Raw genomic sequence first — 19,021 nt, forward strand, 5'->3', positions numbered from 1 at the left:
TTCCTATTGTGAATTATTTGCTAACCTTCACAGCGCCTTGAACAACTACAAGAGATTTCTTAGCACCTGGAACGTTACCTTTTACTAGTAATAAGTTGCGCTCAGTGTCAACTTGAACGATTTCTAAGTTTTGGATAGTAACTTGGTCTCCACCCATACGTCCAGCAAGTTTTTTGCCTTTGAATACACGGTTCGGAGCAACTGGGCCCATTGAACCTGGACGACGGTGATAGCGAGAACCATGAGACATAGGTCCGCGAGATTGTCCGTGGCGTTTGATAACACCTTGGAAACCTTTACCTTTAGAAATTCCTGTTACATCAACGATTTCACCTGTAGCGAATACGTCAACTTTTACCTCTTGACCAACCTCTAATCCGTCCACGTCTGCATCGCGGATTTCGCGAATGAAGCGCTTAGGAGTTGTAGATGCTTTAGCAGTGTGGCCTTGTTCAGGCTTGTTAGTTAACTTTTCACGTTTATCTTCAAATCCTAACTGGATTGCATTGTAGCCATCAGTTTCAGTTGTTTTCTTTTGAAGAACAACGTTTGGATTAGCAGCGATAACTGTTACTGGGATTAACTCACCGTTCTCAGCAAATACTTGAGTCATACCGATCTTTCTTCCTAAGATTCCTTTGGTCATGAGTTACACCTCCTACATTTTTAAGTTATATAAATTATAGTTTGATTTCGATATCTACACCAGATGGTAAGTCTAAACGCATTAATGAATCTACTGTTTGTGGAGTAGGACTCACGATGTCGATTAGACGTTTGTGCGTGCGCATTTCGAATTGCTCACGAGAATCTTTGTACTTATGAACAGCACGAAGAATTGTGTAAACAGTTTTTTCAGTTGGTAATGGGATCGGACCAGAAACTGTTGCCCCAGAACGCTTAGCTGTTTCTACAATTTTCTCAGCTGACTGATCAAGAATACGGTGATCGTAAGCTTTTAAACGGATACGAATTTTTTCTTTTGCCATTATTTTCCCTCCTTCGTTCGCCTATTTCTAAAATAGACCTTCTCCATGGAAATTTCCCCACACCATGCCATGGCAAAGCGGCCGGGTGTGTCAGCAACCTTCCACTTCATCGCAGTCAAAGACCAACATTGTTTATTATACAATGTTATTCGTCTAGATGCAAGCATCTTTTTGTTTGCATCTGCTTTTCTCTACTTTTGCTATTATACATGGCACTTTAAAGAATTTCAAGTTTTCATCTAACAGAATTCATTTTACAGTTTCTGGATTATCTTTTATTGTTTTTATATTACTATAGAAGAAACTCGTCAAAACAAAAAAACACTCTCTTCTCCCTTATATAAACGCAAACAAAAAACCTAAGGGAAAATCCCCTAGGTTTTTTTATATCAGTTAAGATTACTCAACGATAGTAGCAACTACACCGTAACCTACTGTACGTCCACCTTCACGAATAGAGAATTTAGTTCCCTCTTCGATAGCGATTGGAGCGATAAGTTCGATAGTCATTTCGATGTTGTCACCAGGCATTACCATTTCAGTACCTTCTGGTAATTGGATGATACCAGTTACGTCAGTTGTACGGAAGTAGAACTGAGGACGGTAGTTAGCGAAGAATGGAGTGTGACGTCCACCTTCTTCTTTAGATAATACGAAAACTTCAGCTTTGAATTTAGCGTGAGCTTTTACAGAACCGCTTTTTGCAAGTACTTGTCCACGTTGGATGTCTTCACGAGCAACCCCACGAAGTAAAGCACCGATGTTGTCTCCAGCTTGAGCTTGGTCAAGAAGTTTACGGAACATCTCTACACCAGTTACAGTTGTAGAAGCATTTTCTTCAGCAAGACCGATGATTTCTACTACGTCACCAACTTTAACGATACCGCGCTCAACACGACCAGTAGCAACTGTACCACGACCTGTGATAGAGAATACGTCCTCTACAGGCATTAAGAATGGTTTGTCAGTTTCACGTTCTGGAGTTGGGATGTAAGCATCAACTTCAGCCATTAATTCAATGATTTTTGCTTCCCAATCAGCTTCTCCTTGAAGAGCTTTAAGAGCAGAACCTTTGATTACAGGAATGTCGTCGCCTGGGAATCCGTATTCAGATAATAGGTCGCGAACTTCCATTTCTACTAATTCTAATAATTCTTCGTCATCTACCATGTCGCATTTGTTTAAGAATACAACGATGTAAGGAACACCTACTTGACGAGAAAGAAGGATGTGCTCACGTGTTTGAGGCATTGGGCCATCAGCAGCAGATACTACTAAGATACCGCCGTCCATTTGAGCAGCACCAGTGATCATGTTTTTAACATAGTCAGCGTGACCTGGGCAGTCAACGTGTGCATAGTGACGAGTTTCAGTTTCGTACTCAACGTGTGCAGTTGAGATTGTGATACCGCGCTCTCTTTCTTCTGGAGCAGCATCGATTTGATCGTATCCGCGTGCTTCAGCACCACCAGCTTTTGCAAGAACTGTAGTGATCGCAGCAGTTAATGTAGTTTTACCATGGTCAACGTGGCCGATTGTACCGATGTTAACATGGGGTTTAGAACGTTCGAATTTAGCTTTAGCCATTCTAAATTCCTCCTTAGTTTATATAGGTTATTTTATATTTAGACTAGAAAGCGAAACTTACGTCCCACTTTCTAAGCTTACATAAGTAGTTATACTTGAACAATCGATAAAAATCAATTATTCACCTTTATTTTTTTTGATAATTTCTTCAGAAACAGACTTTGGTACTTCTTCATAGTGGTCAAACACCATAGAGAATGTTCCGCGTCCTTGAGTGTTAGAACGTAATGACGTTGCATAACCGAACATTTCAGAAAGTGGAACCATAGCGCGAACAACTTGTGCGTTACCGCGAGCTTCCATACCTTCTACACGTCCACGACGAGATGTTACGTCACCCATAATGTCACCCATGTACTCTTCAGGAATTACAACTTCAACTTTCATCATTGGCTCAAGAATTACTGGGCTACATTTAGAAACCGCAGCTTTAAGTGCCATAGATGCAGCGATTTTGAACGCCATCTCAGATGAATCGACATCATGGTAAGATCCGTCAACTAATGCAGCTTTAATGTCAACTAGTGGATAACCAGCTAGTACACCATTTTTAAGTGCATCTTCAAGACCTGCTCCAACAGCTGGGATGTATTCACGAGGAACTACACCACCGACGATCTTGTTTTCGAATTCGAATCCTTTACCTTCTTCGTTAGGTTCAAACTCAATCCAAACGTGACCGAATTGTCCACGACCACCAGATTGACGAGCGAACTTACCTTCAACTTTCGCAGCAGCGCGGAAAGTCTCACGGTATGCTACCTGAGGAGCACCAACGTTTGCTTCCACTTTGAATTCACGGCGCATACGGTCAACGATGATATCAAGGTGAAGTTCACCCATACCAGCGATGATAGTTTGGCCAGTTTCTTGGTCAGTGTGAGCACGGAATGTTGGATCTTCTTCAGAAAGCTTAGATAATGCTGTACCCATCTTATCTTGGTCAGCTTTAGATTTTGGTTCGATAGCTACAGAGATAACTGGCTCTGGGAATTCCATAGACTCAAGGATAACAAGGCTCTTCTCGTCACAAAGAGTATCACCAGTAGTAGTATCTTTTAAACCTACAGCAGCAGCGATATCACCAGCGTAAACTGTTGAAATCTCTTCACGGCTGTTAGCGTGCATTTGTAGGATACGACCTACACGCTCACGCTTACCTTTAGTTGAGTTTTTCACGTATGATCCAGAGTTTAACACACCAGAGTACACACGGAAGAACGTTAACTTACCAACATAAGGGTCAGTCATGATTTTGAATGCTAAAGCTGCGAATGGTTCTTCATCGCTAGACTTACGTTCTACTTCTTCATCTGTATCCGGTAGAGTACCTTTAATAGCAGGTACATCTAGTGGAGATGGAAGGTAGTCGATAACTGCGTCTAACAGAATTTGAACACCTTTGTTTTTGAATGCAGAACCACAGATTACTGGGAAGAATTCTACAGAAGTTGTAGCCTTACGGATACCAGCTTTAAGCTCTTCTACAGTGATTTCTTCACCTTCTAGGTACTTCATCATCATTTCTTCATCAAGCTCAGCTACCGCTTCAATAAGTTTCCCACGGTATTCTTCAGCTAATTCTTTGTGCTCTTCAGGAATTTCAACACGTTGAATGTCTGTTCCTAAATCGTTACCGTACATGTAAGCACACTCTTCAACAAGGTCAATGATACCATTGAACTCATCTTCAGCACCGATTGGTAACTGAATTGGATGTGCGTTTGCTTGTAAACGATCGTGGATTGTTCCTACAGAGTATAAGAAATCTGCACCGATCTTATCCATTTTGTTAACGAATACGATACGAGGTACGCCGTAAGTAGTAGCCTGACGCCAAACAGTTTCTGTTTGTGGTTCTACACCAGATTGCGCATCAAGTACTGCTACAGCGCCATCAAGTACGCGTAAAGAACGTTCTACTTCTACTGTGAAATCTACGTGTCCTGGAGTATCAATGATGTTTACACGATGACCTTTCCATTGTGCTGTAGTTGCAGCAGAAGTAATTGTGATACCACGCTCTTGCTCTTGCTCCATCCAGTCCATCTGAGATGCACCTTCGTGAGTTTCACCGATTTTATGAATACGTCCTGTGTAGTACAGAATACGCTCAGTTGCTGTTGTTTTACCAGCATCGATGTGAGCCATGATACCAATATTACGAGTGTTTTCTAAAGAGAACTCTCTTGCCATTTGGTGTCTTGCTCCTTCCATATATGGATTGGATTTTTTTATTTTAAGTAGCAAAAAAGCCACTTTATATTGTTACACATGTCAGTATGTCCAGTACTCTCATTATGTAAAACGAGCGCCCGATGAAAGGGAGAGGCATTCTCCCTCTCCACACTTCCATAAGCGACAAATAAAGCGGTTTATGCTTACATTTATTTTACGTTGAATCCTACCAACGGTAATGAGCAAATGCTTTGTTAGCTTCTGCCATTTTATGAGTGTCTTCACGTTTCTTAACAGATGCACCAGCGTTGTTAGCTGCATCTAAGATTTCGTTAGCAAGACGCTCTTCCATAGTTTTTTCACCACGAAGACGAGCGTAGTTTACTAACCAACGAAGACCTAAAGTTGTACGGCGTTCTGGACGAACCTCAACTGGAACTTGGTAGTTAGCACCACCAACACGACGAGCGCGTACTTCAAGAACAGGCATGATGTTCTTAAGAGCTTGCTCGAATACTTCCATTGGCTCTTTACCAGTACGTTCGTTTACGATATCGAACGCATTATAAAGAATTGTTTGAGATTTACCTTTTTTACCGTCAACCATCATTTTGTTGATAAGGCGTGTTACTAGCTTAGAATTGTACATTGGATCTGGTAACACGTCACGTTTCGCAACAGGTCCTTTACGAGGCATATTGAGTTCCTCCTTTCATTTTAAAGTTATTATTTTTTAGCAGGTTTTGGTCTCTTAGTACCATATTTAGAACGTCCTTGCATACGTTTGTCAACACCAGCTGTGTCAAGCGCACCACGAACGATGTGGTAACGTACCCCCGGTAAATCCTTTACACGACCACCGCGAATTAATACTACGCTATGCTCTTGTAGGTTATGACCGATACCTGGGATGTAAGCTGTAACCTCGATACCGTTTGTTAAACGTACACGAGCGTATTTACGTAACGCTGAGTTAGGTTTCTTTGGAGTCATTGTACCAACACGAGTACATACACCACGTTTTTGAGGTGCAGAGATATCAGTTGATTTTTTCTTTAAAGAGTTAAAACCTTTGTTTAACGCAGGTGATTTAGATTTCCATACTTTATCAGTACGACCATTTCTCACTAATTGGTTAATAGTAGGCATTTGATTATCCTCCCTTCGCATGTTTGTATGACCACATATCCAGGTGGTTCATTATTAGTTGAAAACAAAGTTTTTGCAAGGAAGAGCAAATGCTCTCTCCTCACAAAAACAGTTTTAACTTATTATTCCTATTGCTGAAGCTCCCACTTGAATCCCCGAAGCTTTACCAAGCTTACGAACTGATTCAACTTTTGTTATGGGCACGTTATATTGCATTGCAACACGAATGATAGCATGGGTTAACCGCATGTCAGCATCCTCTGCGATGACAACTTCTTTAACTGTACCATTTTTGATTGCTTCCAATGTGCGTTTATGACCAACGACTACATTTTCAGCAGTTGATACTTTTTGATAAGACATATAAATATCCTCCAAAGCATCGTTCAGGAGCAACCTTGATTATAGTAACATTTTGACTCATACAATGTCAACTAAGATTAATTGTTTTTATACAAAATTTATACCGGAAAATTTTACTGTTCCACATAAACCTCATCGTTTTCTACATTCATGTCATCTTGTGTTGTTTTTACAAGATCCACTTTGCGATAACGATTCATACCTGTTCCAGCAGGAACAAGTTTACCGATAATAACATTTTCTTTTAATCCTAGAAGTTCATCGCGTTTACCCTTAATTGCTGCATCAGTTAAGACACGAGTTGTTTCTTGGAACGATGCTGCAGATAAGAATGAATCTGTTTCAAGTGAAGCTTTTGTAATACCAAGTAGAACAGGTCTAGCCGTTGCTGGTTGCTTACCTTGCAGTAAGACCTTAGCATTCGCATCAGTAAACTGATGGATATCTAGTAATGTTCCTGGTAATACATCTGTTTCACCTGCATCACTTACACGAACTTTACGTAACATTTGACGTACCATTACTTCTACGTGTTTGTCACCAATTTCTACCCCTTGCATACGGTATACTTTTTGAACTTCACGTAATAAGTATTCTTGAACCGCCGTAATGTCCGTTACTTTTAGTAATTCTTTCGGATCAATAGAACCTTCTGTTAACTCTTTACCGTGGCTAATTGGCTGTCCTGGAGTTACTTTCAGACGAGCACCGTAAGGAATAGCATACGTACGAGCTTCAACTTCACCCTGCACAACTACTTCTTGGCGATCTTTAACGTCGTTGATCGCTGCGATAACACCGTCGATTTCACTGATAACTGCCTGACCTTTCGGATTACGAGCTTCGAAAATCTCTTGGATACGAGGTAAACCTTGAGTGATATCATCTCCGGCAACCCCACCTGTATGGAATGTACGCATCGTTAACTGTGTACCTGGCTCACCGATAGATTGAGCTGCGATAATACCTACCGCTTCTCCTACTTCTACGTCTGTTCCAGTTGCTAAGTTACGACCGTAACACTTCTTACATACACCGTGGCGAGTGTTACACGTAAACGCTGAACGAATGTTTACAGTTTCAACACCCGAATTTTCAACGATATGAGCAATATCTTCAGTAATTAATTGATTTTCAGCAACTAATACTTCACCTGTTTCAGGATGTTTTACAGTTTTTCTTGCAAAACGTCCAACAAGACGATCATATAACGACTCGATAACTTCATTACCCTCTTTAATCGCACCAATTAATAAACCGCGATCTGTTCCACAATCATCTTCACGAACGATTACATCTTGTGCAACGTCAACAAGACGACGTGTTAAGTAACCAGAATCGGCAGTTTTAAGTGCTGTATCGGCAAGACCTTTACGCGCACCATGCGTAGAGATGAAGTACTCAAGTACTGTTAAACCTTCACGGAAACTCGATTTGATTGGAAGTTCGATGATACGACCAGATGGATTGGCCATAAGACCACGCATACCAGCAAGCTGAGTAAAGTTAGATGCGTTACCACGGGCACCTGAGTCACTCATCATGAAGATTGGGTTGCGTTTATTCAAGGATTTCATCAGTTTTCCTTGGATAACATCTTTTGCATTACTCCAAATAGAGATAACGCGATCGTAACGTTCTTCTTCCGTGATTAAACCGCGACGGAATTGTTTAATTACATTATCTACTTTTGCTTGTGCTTCGTGGAGAATTTCATCTTTTTCGCCTAATACAAGAATGTCAGATACCCCAACTGTAATACCAGCTTTTGTAGAGTACTTGAATCCTAAGTTTTTCATACGGTCAAGCATGCGAGACGTTTCTGTAATTTGGAAACGTTTGAACACTTCCGCAATGATGTTACCAAGGATCTTCTTGCTAAATGGCGCCACTTCTTCGCGACTAGCAATAATTTCTTTAATGTTCGCACCTTTTTCAACGAAATATTTCGCTGGTGTTTCTTTTTCAAGGTTTGAATTTGTTGGTTCATTAATATAAGGGAACGACTCTGGTAAGATTTCGTTAAATATTAATTTACCAACTGTTGTTAATAGAAGCATACTCTTTTGCTCTTCAGTAAATGTTGCGTTGTTTACTGCACTTGCAGCTACTGCAACACGTGTATGAAGATGAACATATCCATTTTGATATGCAAGCAATGCTTCGTTTGCATCTTTGAAGACCATACCTTCACCGATTGCACCTTCACGCTCAAGTGTTAAGTAATAGTTACCTAATACCATATCCTGAGATGGAGTAACAACTGGTTTACCGTCTTTCGGGTTCAAGATGTTTTGTGCCGCTAACATAAGAAGACGAGCTTCAGCTTGAGCTTCTGATGATAAAGGTACGTGAACGGCCATTTGGTCACCGTCAAAGTCCGCGTTGTATGCAGTACATACAAGTGGGTGAAGACGGATTGCGCGACCTTCTACTAATGTAGGTTCAAACGCCTGGATACCAAGACGGTGAAGTGTTGGTGCGCGGTTTAGAAGTACTGGATGTTCTTTAATCACAGACTCTAAAACGTCCCAAACTTCAGGTTGTACACGCTCGATTTTACGTTTCGCACTCTTAATGTTATGTGCTAATCCTTTTTCAACTAACTCTTTCATTACGAAAGGTTTGAACAGTTCAAGCGCCATTTCTTTTGGTAATCCACATTGATACATCTTTAAGTTCGGTCCTACAACGATTACAGAACGACCAGAGTAGTCAACACGTTTACCTAATAAGTTTTGACGGAAACGTCCTTGTTTACCTTTAAGCATGTGAGATAGTGATTTTAATGGACGGTTACCTGGTCCAGTAACTGGACGGCCACGACGACCATTATCGATTAATGCGTCTACAGCTTCTTGTAACATACGTTTTTCGTTTTGAACGATGATGCTTGGTGCACCTAAGTCCAATAGACGTTTTAAACGATTGTTACGGTTAATTACACGACGGTATAAGTCGTTTAAGTCAGAAGTAGCAAAACGTCCACCGTCTAACTGTACCATTGGGCGTAGTTCTGGTGGGATTACTGGTAGAACATCTAAGATCATCCAAGACGGTTCATTTCCAGAGTTACGGAATGCTTCTAATACTTCTAGACGTTTAATAGCACGAGTACGGCGTTGTCCTTGTGCTGTTTTTAATTCTTCTTTTAAGAAGTCTACTTCTTTATCTAAATCGATGTCTTGTAGTAGCTTTTTAATTGCTTCTGCACCCATAGCAGCTTGGAATGTGCTACCATATCGATCACGATATGCACGGTATTCTTTTTCAGAAAGTAATTGCTTCTTATCAAGTGGTGTATCTCCACTTTCTGTTACAACATAAGAAGCGAAATAAATTACTTCTTCAAGCGCGCGAGGGGACATGTCTAAGACAAGTCCCATGCGGCTCGGGATACCTTTGAAATACCAAATATGAGATACAGGAGCAGCTAATTCGATATGACCCATACGTTCACGACGTACTTTTGCACGCGTTACTTCAACGCCACATCGATCACAAACTACACCTTTATAACGTACACGTTTGTATTTTCCGCAATGACATTCCCAGTCCTTTTGTGGTCCGAAAATACGCTCGCAGAACAAGCCATCTTTTTCAGGCTTTAACGTACGATAGTTAATAGTTTCTGGTTTCTTAACTTCACCGTATGACCAAGAACGAATCTTGTCAGGTGAAGCAAGTCCAATCTTCATATATTCAAAGTTATTTACATCTATCAAGGGGCCTACCTCCCTTTTAGTCTACAGGTTATCCCAATTATTCCTTAGTTGTCTCAACTTCGACATTCAATTTATCTGCTGATTGATGATCATCGTCATCTTCTGTATCACGCATTTCAATTTCTGTATCGTCGCTAGACATCATTTTAACGTCCATACCTAAACTTTGCAGCTCTTTAATCAATACTTTGAATGATTCAGGAACGCCTGGTTCTGGAACATTTTCGCCTTTAACAATTGCTTCATAAGTCTTAACACGTCCAACAACATCATCAGACTTCACTGTTAAGATTTCTTGAAGAGTATAAGCAGCACCGTAAGCTTCAAGTGCCCAAACCTCCATCTCACCGAAACGCTGTCCACCGAACTGAGCTTTACCTCCAAGAGGTTGCTGCGTTACAAGTGAGTATGGTCCAGTAGAACGAGCATGAAGTTTATCGTCAACCATGTGCGCAAGTTTGATCATATACATGACACCAACAGATACGCGGTTATCGAATGGTTCACCAGTACGTCCGTCATACAGGATTGTTTTCGCGTCATTTGCCATACCAGCTTCTTCAATTGTGCCCCAAACATCTTCCTCACGAGCACCATCGAATACTGGTGTTGCAATGTGAATACCAAGGTATCTTGCTGCCATACCAAGATGAAGCTCTAATACCTGACCGATATTCATACGAGATGGTACCCCTAATGGGTTTAACATGATATCGATTGGCGTACCGTCTGGTAAGTAAGGCATATCTTCTTCTGGTAAAATACGAGAAATAACACCTTTGTTACCGTGACGTCCGGCCATCTTATCACCTTCAGAAATTTTACGTTTTTGAACGATATATGCACGTACAAGTTGATTCACGCCTGGTGGCAATTCATCGCCATCTTCACGGTTGAATACTTTTACGTCTAAGATAATACCGCCACCACCGTGTGGTACACGTAGTGATGTATCACGTACTTCACGCGCTTTTTCTCCAAAGATAGCATGTAATAGACGTTCTTCAGCTGTTAATTCTGTTACACCTTTAGGTGTTACTTTACCAACAAGTAAATCTCCATCTTTTACTTCAGCACCAACGCGAATGATACCGCGCTCGTCAAGGTTACGTAATGCGTCTTCCCCAACGTTTGGAATGTCACGTGTAATTTCTTCTGGTCCAAGCTTCGTATCACGAGCTTCTGATTCATATTCTTCAATATGAATAGAAGTGTACACATCATCTTTTACAAGGCGCTCACTCATGATGATCGCATCCTCGTAGTTATAACCGTCCCAAGTCATGAAGCCAACAAGCACGTTACGTCCAAGTGCTAGTTCACCTAATTCCATAGAAGGACCATCCGCAAGGATTTCACCTTTTACAACTTCATTTCCAACACTTACGATTGGACGTTGGTTGTAACAAGTTCCTTGGTTAGAACGAATGAATTTTTGCATTTTGTAGCGATCTAAGTCGCCTTTTACTGTTTGACCGTCAACTTCTACATAGCGACGTACCCAAACTTCACGTGCTTCTACGCGCTCAACAACACCAGGATGTTTACAGATTACTGCAGCACCTGAGTCTTTTGCTGATACGTACTCCATACCTGTACCTACAATCGGAGATTCCGGATTCATTAACGGAACCGCCTGACGTTGCATGTTCGCTCCCATAAGTGCGCGGTTAGAGTCATCGTTTTCTAAGAACGGAATACAAGCTGTCGCTGCCGACACTACTTGTTTTGGAGATACATCCATGTAGTCGATGCGTTCTCTATTTGTGACAATGTTTTCACCACGGAAACGAGCTACGATATCTTCACTTAGGAATTCACCTTCGTCAGATAATTTCATATTCGCTTGGGCTACAACATAGTTATCTTCTTCATCTGCTGTTAAGTAATCAACATGCCCTGTTACAAGACCAGTTTCTGGGTCAACACGACGGTATGGTGTTTCAATGAAACCAAACTCATTTACTTTCGCGAACGAAGATAATGAGTTAATCAAACCGATGTTTGGTCCCTCTGGTGTTTCAATCGGACACATACGACCGTAGTGGGAGTAATGAACGTCACGCACTTCAAAGCCTGCGCGCTCACGCGTTAAACCACCAGGTCCTAATGCAGATAGTCTTCGTTTGTGAGTTAACTCTGCTAATGGGTTTGTTTGGTCCATAAACTGAGATAACTGAGAACTTCCGAAGAACTCTTTAATAGATGCAATAACAGGACGAATATTAATTAGTGCCTGTGGTGTAATTGCATTTGTATCTTGGATCGACATTCTCTCACGAACAACACGTTCCATACGAGAAAGACCGATACGGAATTGATTTTGTAATAGTTCTCCAACAGAACGCAGACGACGGTTTCCTAAATGGTCAATATCATCTGTATCCCCTACTTTGTATAGTAGGTTGAAGAAGTAACTGATAGAAGCAAGGATATCACCTGGTGTGATGTGTTTCACATCACGAGTAATGTTTGCATTACCAATTACATTAATTACGCGTTCGCCTTCCGACTCAGGAGCATAAATCTTAATAGATTGCAGCTCAACATCGCCTTCTACCACTCCACCCATTGGTTTCGCTGTTTTGAATCCAATGTTTTTCTCTAAGTAAGGTAAAATGCGATCAAGTGTACGACGATCTAAGATTGTTCCTTCTGCCGCTAAAATTTCACCAGTTTCTGGATCCACTAATGTTTCAGCTAAACGTTGATTAAACAACCTGTTTTTAATGTGTAACTTCTTGTTGATCTTATAGCGACCTACATTTGCTAAATCGTAGCGCTTTGGATCGAAGAAACGAGACACAAGTAAGCTCTTAGCATTTTCTACTGTTGGTGGTTCACCAGGACGTAGACGCTCATAAATTTCAAGCAATGCTTTTTCTGTGCTATCTGTGTTGTCTTTTTCTAATGTGTTGCTTAAGTATTCGTTATCACCTAAAAGCTCGGTGATTTCTTGATCAGAGCCAAACCCTAATGCGCGTAACAAAACAGTTACAGGAAGTTTACGCGTACGGTCAATACGCACATATACAACATCCTTAGCATCTGTCTCATACTCTAACCAAGCTCCGCGGTTTGGAATTACAGTAGCAGTAAAACCACGTTTTCCGTTTTTATCCACTTTGCCACTATAGTATACGCTTGGAGAGCGAACTAACTGGGAAACGATAACACGTTCTGCACCGTTAATTACGAATGTTCCAGTCTCTGTCATGAGTGGGAAATCTCCCATGAACACATCTTGTTCTTTTACTTCACCAGTTTCCTTGTTGATTAGACGCACTTTTACACGAAGTGGTGCTGCATACGTCACATCACGCTCTTTGCATTCGTCTACAGAGTATTTAGGTTCACCTAAGCTGTAGTCGATAAATTCAAGCGATAGATTTCCCGTAAAGTCTTCAATCGGAGAAATGTCTTGGAACATTTCTCGCAAACCCTCATCAAGAAACCACTGATAAGAAGAGGTTTGAATTTCGATAAGATTTGGTAACTCTAATACTTCACTAATACGGGCATAACTTCTTCGTTGGCGGTGGCGTCCGTATTGAACTAGTTGACCTGTCAACTGCTTCACCCCTCAAATCATGAGTATTATAAATGCACAAAAAAATTTGTGCAAAATCACAAATAAATACAACTACTGCTATTAGCGTAGTCTCTTTCTCTTAAAGATAAATACGTTGAGTCTTTCTACCTGCTCAAAAAAGAAAAATGGCTTCTATAAGAAAACCATCATTCTGTTTCATAATCTGCTGATTTTACTATCTTTTCCAAGAGAAACAAAAATATACATCTTTCTCAACGCAGAAAATCATATATTGGCATTGTATAATGTTAACATAGCCAAAAATAACCGTCAACGTTTTTTTGATTTTATGATATAATATCCTTTTTTCTTTTCTACAACCTCAACTTCAGAAAATACTTCTTCTAGTTTTTTTAGCGCAGACGGTGCACCTTGTTTCTTTTGAATAACAATCCAAAGTTCTCCACCCGGAACTAAATACTCCACAGCTTTTTCTAAAATCTCATGTACGATATCTTTACCCGCACGAATTGGAGGGTTAGATAGAATAGCAGCATACTTACCATCTACATTTTCATAGACGCTACTTTGAAAAATACGTATATTCTCGATTTTGTTATTAGCGGCGTTTTCTTTCGCAAGCCCAAGTGCCCTCTCGTTCACATCCACCATGTGAACTTCACGACCTTGAAACTCTTTCGCTAACGACAAACCAATAGGACCGTATCCGCAACCTACGTCTAATATATCACCTTTAATATCTGGCATTTGAAACGCTTCAATTAAAAGACGGGAACCAAAGTCCACTTCGTTTTTCGAGAACACCCCATGGTCAGATAAGAAAGTAAATCGAGATCCACGAAGGGAAAACTCCCATCGCTTACGATCACTTTTACTAGAAGGGTCGTTAGAAAAATAATGGTCTGCCATATGGCCACCTCTTTTCTTTACAGTTAAAAAAAAAGCTCGCATGAGAGCGAGCTTTTTTTAAAGCATCAAAAGTTAATTACTTAACTTCTACAGCAGCGCCAACTTCTTCAAGTTTAGCTTTGATTTCTTCAGCTTCTTCTTTAGCAGCAGCTTCTTTGATTACTTTTGGAGTGTTGTCAACTAATTCTTTAGCTTCTTTTAAGCCAAGACCAGTGATTTCACGAACAACTTTGATAACTTTGATTTTTTGTGCACCAGCGCTAGTTAGTTCCACATCAAATTCAGTTTTCTCAGCAGCAGCTTCTCCAGCGCCACCAGCAACAGCTACAGGAGCAGCAGCAGTTACGCCGAATTCTTCCTCGATAGCTTTTACTAAGTCGTTAAGTTCTAATACAGTCATAGATTTAACTGCTTCAATGATTTGTTCTTTAGTCATTGTAAATATCCTCCCTTAAATAGGTTTGTATTGTTTTATCGATAATACGTAATTATCTTTTAAAAAATTAAGCGCCTTGCTCTTCCTTTTGGTCTGCAACTGCTTTAGTAGCAAGTGCAAGGTTACGGATTGGAGCTTGAAGAACGCTAAGAAGCATAGAAAGTAAGCCTTCACGTGATGGAAGAGTAGCGATTGCTTTAACCTCATCAAGTGTTACAAGTTTACCTTCGATTACGCCCGCTTTAATTTCTAAAGCTTCATGATCTTTAGCGAAGTCGTTTAATACTTTCGCAGGAGCAACTACATCCTCGTTACTGAACGCGATTGCGTTTGGTCCTGTTAAGAATTCATTTAACTCAGCCATTTCAGCAGATTCTGCAGCACGACGAGTTAGAGAGTTTTTGTAAACTTTGAACTCAACGCCAGCTTCACGTAATTGCTTACGTAATTCTGTTGCTTCAGAAACTGTTAAACCACGGTAGTCAACAACGATTGTAGATTTACTAGCGCGAAGTTTGTCCGCGATTTCAGTTACAACTTGTTGTTTAGTTTCGATTACTTTGCTCATGTTATTACACCTCCTGTAGATTATATAGAAGATGTACCGAAAGTGCACTAAAAACCTCCATGCCCAACTTGTAGACATGGAGGCATATAGTCACAGAAAAAAGATTCCGCTTCGTATATTAACACCTAGGTAGGAAATTAAGTCTATTGACACCTACTGTCTACGGTACACTAATTAAATTCACAACATAAATGATTATATTAAAACTTCTTTATGAAGTCAACTTCCAAAATTTACGCTAATGTAGAAACGTCTACACGTACGCCAGGTCCCATTGTAGAAGCAACTGTTACGTTCTTCATGTAAGTACCTTTTGCAGCAGCTGGCTTAACTTTTTGTAAAGTGTCAGCAATTGTTTTGAAGTTTTCTACTAATTTAGCATCTTCGAAAGATACTTTACCGATTGGAACGTGGATGTTACCAGCTTTATCAACGCGGTATTCAACTTTACCAGCTTTGATTTCGTTAACAGCTTTAGTTACATCGAAAGTAACTGTTCCAGTTTTAGGGTTTGGCATTAAACCTTTAGGTCCTAATACGCGACCAAGTTTACCAACTTCACCCATCATGTCAGGAGTTGCTACTACTACATCGAAATCGAACCAACCTTGTTGGATTTTACCGATGTAATCAGTATCGCCTACGAAGTCAGCTCCAGCAGCTTCAGCTTCTTTAGCTTTTTCACCTTTAGCAAATACTAATACACGTTGTACTTTACCAGTACCGTGTGGAAGAACAACTGCGCCACGGATTTGTTGGTCAGCTTTCTTAGGGTCAACACCTAAACGGAATGCAGCTTCTACAGTTGCATCAAATTTAGCTGTGTTTGTTTTCTTTACTAATTCTACTGCTTCTGTTGCAGAGTAAGCAGCTGCACGATCAACAAGCTTTGCAGCTTCTACGTACTTTTTACCTCTTTTAGCCATTTTTATTTCCTCCTCGAATGTGGTTTTAGCGGAATAACCTCCCACGTTTACGCCTGTTTTCAGGTATAACCTGAGGATGAGCGCCATCCATTTATTTAAAAACGATAATCATTTACGATAATAAAGGTTGCGAATTGGAATTCCAGACCCGCAACCTTTTTTAAAAACAAATCGAATTAGTCTTCGATAACGATGCCCATACTGCGTGCAGTACCTTCAACCATACGCATTGCAGCTTCTACGCTAGCAGCGTTTAGGTCAGGCATTTTAGTTTCAGCGATTTCGCGTACTTTATCACGCTTAACAGTTGCCACTTTATTACGGTTTGGTTCACCAGAACCAGACTCAATACCAGCTACTTTCTTAAGAAGAACAGCAGCAGGAGGAGTTTTAGTAATGAAAGTGAATGAACGGTCCTCAAATACCGTAATTTCAACAGGGATGATAAGACCAGCTTGATCTGCTGTACGAGCGTTAAACTCTTTACAGAAGCCCATGATGTTAACACCTGCTTGTCCTAATGCTGGACCAACTGGTGGAGCTGGGTTAGCTTTACCTGCAGGAATTTGAAGCTTTACCATTTTAATTACCTTTTTAGCCACGAGACACACCTCCTTAAGTCCGTGATGTGGTCAATTGGACAGTGATTTGCCCTCCCACGTCATATTTTATCTGTAAGGATAAAATCTTTCAAAAAACGTCTCCGATAACGAAGACGTACTGACTTAAAAGATATTATCACTTTTTACAATTCATTTCAAGTTTCATTTTATAATTTTTCAATTTGATGGAAGTCAAGTTCAACTGGAGTCTCGCGACCAAACATGTCCACAAGCACGCTAACCTTTTTCTTCTCCACATCAATTTCTTCAATAGCACCTGTATAATCTGCGAATGGCCCCTCATTTACACGTACTGTCTCATGAAGTTCAAAGTCGAAATCAACCACTTCGTTGTCCATTCCCATATGTTTCATAATGGTAACAACTTCCTCTTCTAATAGAGGTGATGGTTTAGATCCAGAACCAGAAGAACCAACGAACCCAGTTACACCTGGCGTGTTACGTACAACATACCAAGAGTCATCAGTCATGATTAATTCTACTAATACATAACCTGGGAACACTTTTCTTTTCATTAATTTTTCTTTTCCGTTTTTCATTTCTACTTCTACTTCTTCCGGGACAACAACACGGAAAATTTTATCTTGCATACCCATTGATTCTACACGTTTCTCTAGGTTTGCTTTTACTTTATTTTCATATCCAGAATAAGTATGGACAACATACCAACTTTTTTCCATTCATTTAGGACGAGCGTCCTTCCCTCCCTGACGTACATTTTTTTGCGCAAATGAAAAAACCCGTTCACCGGGCTTTTACACAGTTCTTATAAATAACATTATATCATGGATAAGTGCTTCTTATTCAAGAATTAACCAAGAATTAACCGAATTAAAGAAGAAATGCCCATATCAACTACTGCGAAGAAAATCGCAAAGAACACAACTGTAGCAACAACAGTCGCTGTTGAGCGGAGTAATTCATCTTTTTTAGGCCAACTTACTTTTTTCATTTCGCGACCTACATCGCCGAAAAAGTTCGTTAAACGCATCTGCGGGACCTCCAGTGTATTATTTCAATTATTTATTTTGTTTCCTTGTGAACTGTATGCTGATTGCATGTTTTACAAAACTTTTTTATTTCAAGTCGCTCTATTGAGCTCGTATCTTTCATAGTAGAGTAGTTTCGATTTTTACACTCTTCACATGAGAGTACAACTTTTTTCCTCATTAGTTACACCAACCTTGTAACATTATGTCCCTAAAAATGTATCATACAATAAAAGACAATGTCAATGACATGCATTTTGTACTCTCTACAAAAGAAAACAGGTGATTTATTTTACACCTGCAGCACTTGTTACTTCTTATGAATTTAAAGTTGTACTTTCTCTCATTTCCATATATCGTTCCAATTTCCTCTTTACTCGTTGTAAAGCGTTATCAATAGATTTCACATGCCTGTTTAACTGTTCTGAAATCTCTTGATAAGAACGACCATCTAAATATAAAGAAAGCACTTTCCTTTCTAAATCGCTTAATAATTCAGATATTTTTGATTCTATGTCTGTATATTCTTCCTGGCTAATGATCATCTCTTCAGGATCAGTCACCTTCGCTTCAGAAATAACATCCAATAACGTTCGATCAGATTCCTCATCGTAAATCGGCTTATCTAAAGACACATACGAATTTAAAGGAATATGTTTTTGTCTTGTTGCCGTTTTAATAGCGGTAATAATTTGTCGAGTGATACATAGTTCAGCAAATGCTTTGAATGAAGACAGCTTGTCCTCTTTATAATCACGAATTGCTTTAAACAACCCTATCATACCTTCTTGAACAATGTCTTCTCGATCGGCACCCACTAAAAAGTAAGATCTTGATTTCGCACGAACAAAGTTCTTATACTTGTGAATTAAATATTCTAGAGCGTCAGTATTACCTTTTCGAACTAACTCAACGATTGCCTCATCCTCTAAATCACGAAATGTAACGTCGCCTATACTTACGAAGCCTGCTTCCACCTTGATCCCTCCGACCGCTATTTATTTAGCAATATTATACAGTAAAAAG

18 protein-coding genes and 1 other annotated feature are annotated in these 19,021 nt (G+C 40.1%); all 18 genes read right to left on the reverse strand.

From position 1 onward, the window contains the following. Nucleotides 1-13: 13 nt before the first annotated feature. The gene (rplC, locus tag ACTFRY_RS28795; protein ID WP_000160207.1) at nt 14-646 is read right to left on the reverse strand and encodes a 50S ribosomal protein L3; all 633 of its coding nucleotides are present in this window, start codon (nt 644-646) and stop codon (nt 14-16) included. A 34-nt stretch (nt 647-680) separates the two neighbouring features. Then, nucleotides 681-989 (reverse strand): 30S ribosomal protein S10, encoded by a 309-nt coding sequence (rpsJ, locus tag ACTFRY_RS28800; protein ID WP_001040596.1) that lies wholly within the window; start codon nt 987-989, stop codon nt 681-683. A 399-nt stretch (nt 990-1,388) separates the two neighbouring features. Beyond that, nucleotides 1,389-2,576, reverse strand: a complete 1,188-nt coding sequence (gene tuf, locus ACTFRY_RS28805) for an elongation factor Tu (protein ID WP_001029614.1) — start codon at nt 2,574-2,576, stop codon at nt 1,389-1,391. A gap of 117 nt (nt 2,577-2,693) precedes the next feature. Continuing rightward, the gene (fusA, locus tag ACTFRY_RS28810) at nt 2,694-4,772 is read right to left on the reverse strand and encodes an elongation factor G (RefSeq protein ID WP_000090370.1); all 2,079 of its coding nucleotides are present in this window, start codon (nt 4,770-4,772) and stop codon (nt 2,694-2,696) included. A gap of 208 nt (nt 4,773-4,980) precedes the next feature. Next, nucleotides 4,981-5,451: a 30S ribosomal protein S7 gene (rpsG, locus tag ACTFRY_RS28815; RefSeq protein ID WP_001137491.1), complete on the reverse strand. Its 471-nt coding sequence runs from the start codon at nt 5,449-5,451 to the stop codon at nt 4,981-4,983. Nucleotides 5,452-5,480: 29 nt separating this feature from the next. After that, nucleotides 5,481-5,903, reverse strand: coding sequence for a 30S ribosomal protein S12 (rpsL, locus tag ACTFRY_RS28820; protein ID WP_001142341.1), 423 nt, complete (start codon nt 5,901-5,903; stop codon nt 5,481-5,483). Nucleotides 5,904-6,017: 114 nt separating this feature from the next. Continuing rightward, on the reverse strand, nt 6,018-6,266 hold the full coding sequence (locus tag ACTFRY_RS28825; RefSeq protein WP_000121837.1) for a 50S ribosomal protein L7ae-like protein: 249 nt from the start codon (nt 6,264-6,266) through the stop codon (nt 6,018-6,020). A 113-nt stretch (nt 6,267-6,379) separates the two neighbouring features. Beyond that, nucleotides 6,380-9,991, reverse strand: coding sequence for a DNA-directed RNA polymerase subunit beta' (rpoC, locus tag ACTFRY_RS28830; protein ID WP_000567939.1), 3,612 nt, complete (start codon nt 9,989-9,991; stop codon nt 6,380-6,382). Nucleotides 9,992-10,028: 37 nt separating this feature from the next. Further along, nucleotides 10,029-13,562 (reverse strand): DNA-directed RNA polymerase subunit beta, encoded by a 3,534-nt coding sequence (rpoB, locus tag ACTFRY_RS28835; RefSeq protein WP_000147553.1) that lies wholly within the window; start codon nt 13,560-13,562, stop codon nt 10,029-10,031. A 291-nt stretch (nt 13,563-13,853) separates the two neighbouring features. After that, complete coding sequence (locus ACTFRY_RS28840; RefSeq protein ID WP_098617323.1) at nt 13,854-14,453, reverse strand: class I SAM-dependent methyltransferase; 600 nt, start codon at nt 14,451-14,453, stop codon at nt 13,854-13,856. Between the two features lie 76 nt (nt 14,454-14,529). Then, complete coding sequence (rplL, locus tag ACTFRY_RS28845) at nt 14,530-14,889, reverse strand: 50S ribosomal protein L7/L12 (protein WP_000159736.1); 360 nt, start codon at nt 14,887-14,889, stop codon at nt 14,530-14,532. 67 nt (nt 14,890-14,956) lie between these two features. Further along, nucleotides 14,957-15,457 carry a 50S ribosomal protein L10 gene (gene rplJ / locus ACTFRY_RS28850; protein WP_000048716.1) on the reverse strand — a complete coding sequence of 167 codons (501 nt, stop codon included), beginning with the start codon at nt 15,455-15,457 and terminating at the stop codon, nt 14,957-14,959. A 39-nt stretch (nt 15,458-15,496) separates the two neighbouring features. Then, nucleotides 15,497-15,641, reverse strand: a sequence feature (ribosomal protein L10 leader region). A gap of 49 nt (nt 15,642-15,690) precedes the next feature. After that, complete coding sequence (gene rplA, locus ACTFRY_RS28855) at nt 15,691-16,383, reverse strand: 50S ribosomal protein L1 (RefSeq protein ID WP_001987630.1); 693 nt, start codon at nt 16,381-16,383, stop codon at nt 15,691-15,693. 176 nt (nt 16,384-16,559) lie between these two features. Next, the gene (gene rplK / locus ACTFRY_RS28860) at nt 16,560-16,985 is read right to left on the reverse strand and encodes a 50S ribosomal protein L11 (RefSeq protein ID WP_001085872.1); all 426 of its coding nucleotides are present in this window, start codon (nt 16,983-16,985) and stop codon (nt 16,560-16,562) included. A 167-nt stretch (nt 16,986-17,152) separates the two neighbouring features. After that, nucleotides 17,153-17,686 (reverse strand): transcription termination/antitermination protein NusG, encoded by a 534-nt coding sequence (gene nusG / locus ACTFRY_RS28865; protein WP_000415794.1) that lies wholly within the window; start codon nt 17,684-17,686, stop codon nt 17,153-17,155. A gap of 131 nt (nt 17,687-17,817) precedes the next feature. Further along, the gene (secE, locus tag ACTFRY_RS28870) at nt 17,818-17,997 is read right to left on the reverse strand and encodes a preprotein translocase subunit SecE (protein ID WP_001241323.1); all 180 of its coding nucleotides are present in this window, start codon (nt 17,995-17,997) and stop codon (nt 17,818-17,820) included. 32 nt (nt 17,998-18,029) lie between these two features. Next, on the reverse strand, nt 18,030-18,176 hold the full coding sequence (rpmG, locus tag ACTFRY_RS28875; RefSeq protein WP_014481927.1) for a 50S ribosomal protein L33: 147 nt from the start codon (nt 18,174-18,176) through the stop codon (nt 18,030-18,032). Nucleotides 18,177-18,312: 136 nt separating this feature from the next. Further along, the gene (locus ACTFRY_RS28880) at nt 18,313-18,972 is read right to left on the reverse strand and encodes an RNA polymerase sporulation sigma factor SigH (RefSeq protein ID WP_000387193.1); all 660 of its coding nucleotides are present in this window, start codon (nt 18,970-18,972) and stop codon (nt 18,313-18,315) included. Nucleotides 18,973-19,021: the final 49 nt, after the last annotated feature.

This window comes from Bacillus cereus group sp. MYBK195-1 (assembly GCF_051916605.1).
Taxonomy (GTDB): Bacteria; Bacillota; Bacilli; order Bacillales; family Bacillaceae_G; genus Bacillus_A; species Bacillus_A cereus.

Bases quoted from the DNA above. Each gene is read 5' to 3' on its own strand.
- rplA (WP_001987630.1), bottom strand. From the start codon at position 16,383: ATGGCTAAAAGAGGTAAAAAGTACGTAGAAGCTGCAAAGCTTGTTGAT.
- rpsG (WP_001137491.1), bottom strand. From the start codon at position 5,451: ATGCCTCGTAAAGGACCTGTTGCGAAACGTGACGTGTTACCAGATCCA.
- rplJ (WP_000048716.1), bottom strand. From the start codon at position 15,457: ATGAGCAAAGTAATCGAAACTAAACAACAAGTTGTAACTGAAATCGCG.
- rpsJ (WP_001040596.1), bottom strand. From the start codon at position 989: ATGGCAAAAGAAAAAATTCGTATCCGTTTAAAAGCTTACGATCACCGT.
- rplL (WP_000159736.1), bottom strand. From the start codon at position 14,889: ATGACTAAAGAACAAATCATTGAAGCAGTTAAATCTATGACTGTATTA.
- ACTFRY_RS28825 (WP_000121837.1), bottom strand. From the start codon at position 6,266: ATGTCTTATCAAAAAGTATCAACTGCTGAAAATGTAGTCGTTGGTCAT.
- rplC (WP_000160207.1), bottom strand. From the start codon at position 646: ATGACCAAAGGAATCTTAGGAAGAAAGATCGGTATGACTCAAGTATTT.
- nusG (WP_000415794.1), bottom strand. From the start codon at position 17,686: ATGGAAAAAAGTTGGTATGTTGTCCATACTTATTCTGGATATGAAAAT.
- secE (WP_001241323.1), bottom strand. From the start codon at position 17,997: ATGCGTTTAACGAACTTTTTCGGCGATGTAGGTCGCGAAATGAAAAAA.
- rpmG (WP_014481927.1), bottom strand. From the start codon at position 18,176: ATGAGGAAAAAAGTTGTACTCTCATGTGAAGAGTGTAAAAATCGAAAC.
- fusA (WP_000090370.1), bottom strand. From the start codon at position 4,772: ATGGCAAGAGAGTTCTCTTTAGAAAACACTCGTAATATTGGTATCATG.
- ACTFRY_RS28840 (WP_098617323.1), bottom strand. From the start codon at position 14,453: ATGGCAGACCATTATTTTTCTAACGACCCTTCTAGTAAAAGTGATCGT.
- rpsL (WP_001142341.1), bottom strand. From the start codon at position 5,903: ATGCCTACTATTAACCAATTAGTGAGAAATGGTCGTACTGATAAAGTA.
- tuf (WP_001029614.1), bottom strand. From the start codon at position 2,576: ATGGCTAAAGCTAAATTCGAACGTTCTAAACCCCATGTTAACATCGGT.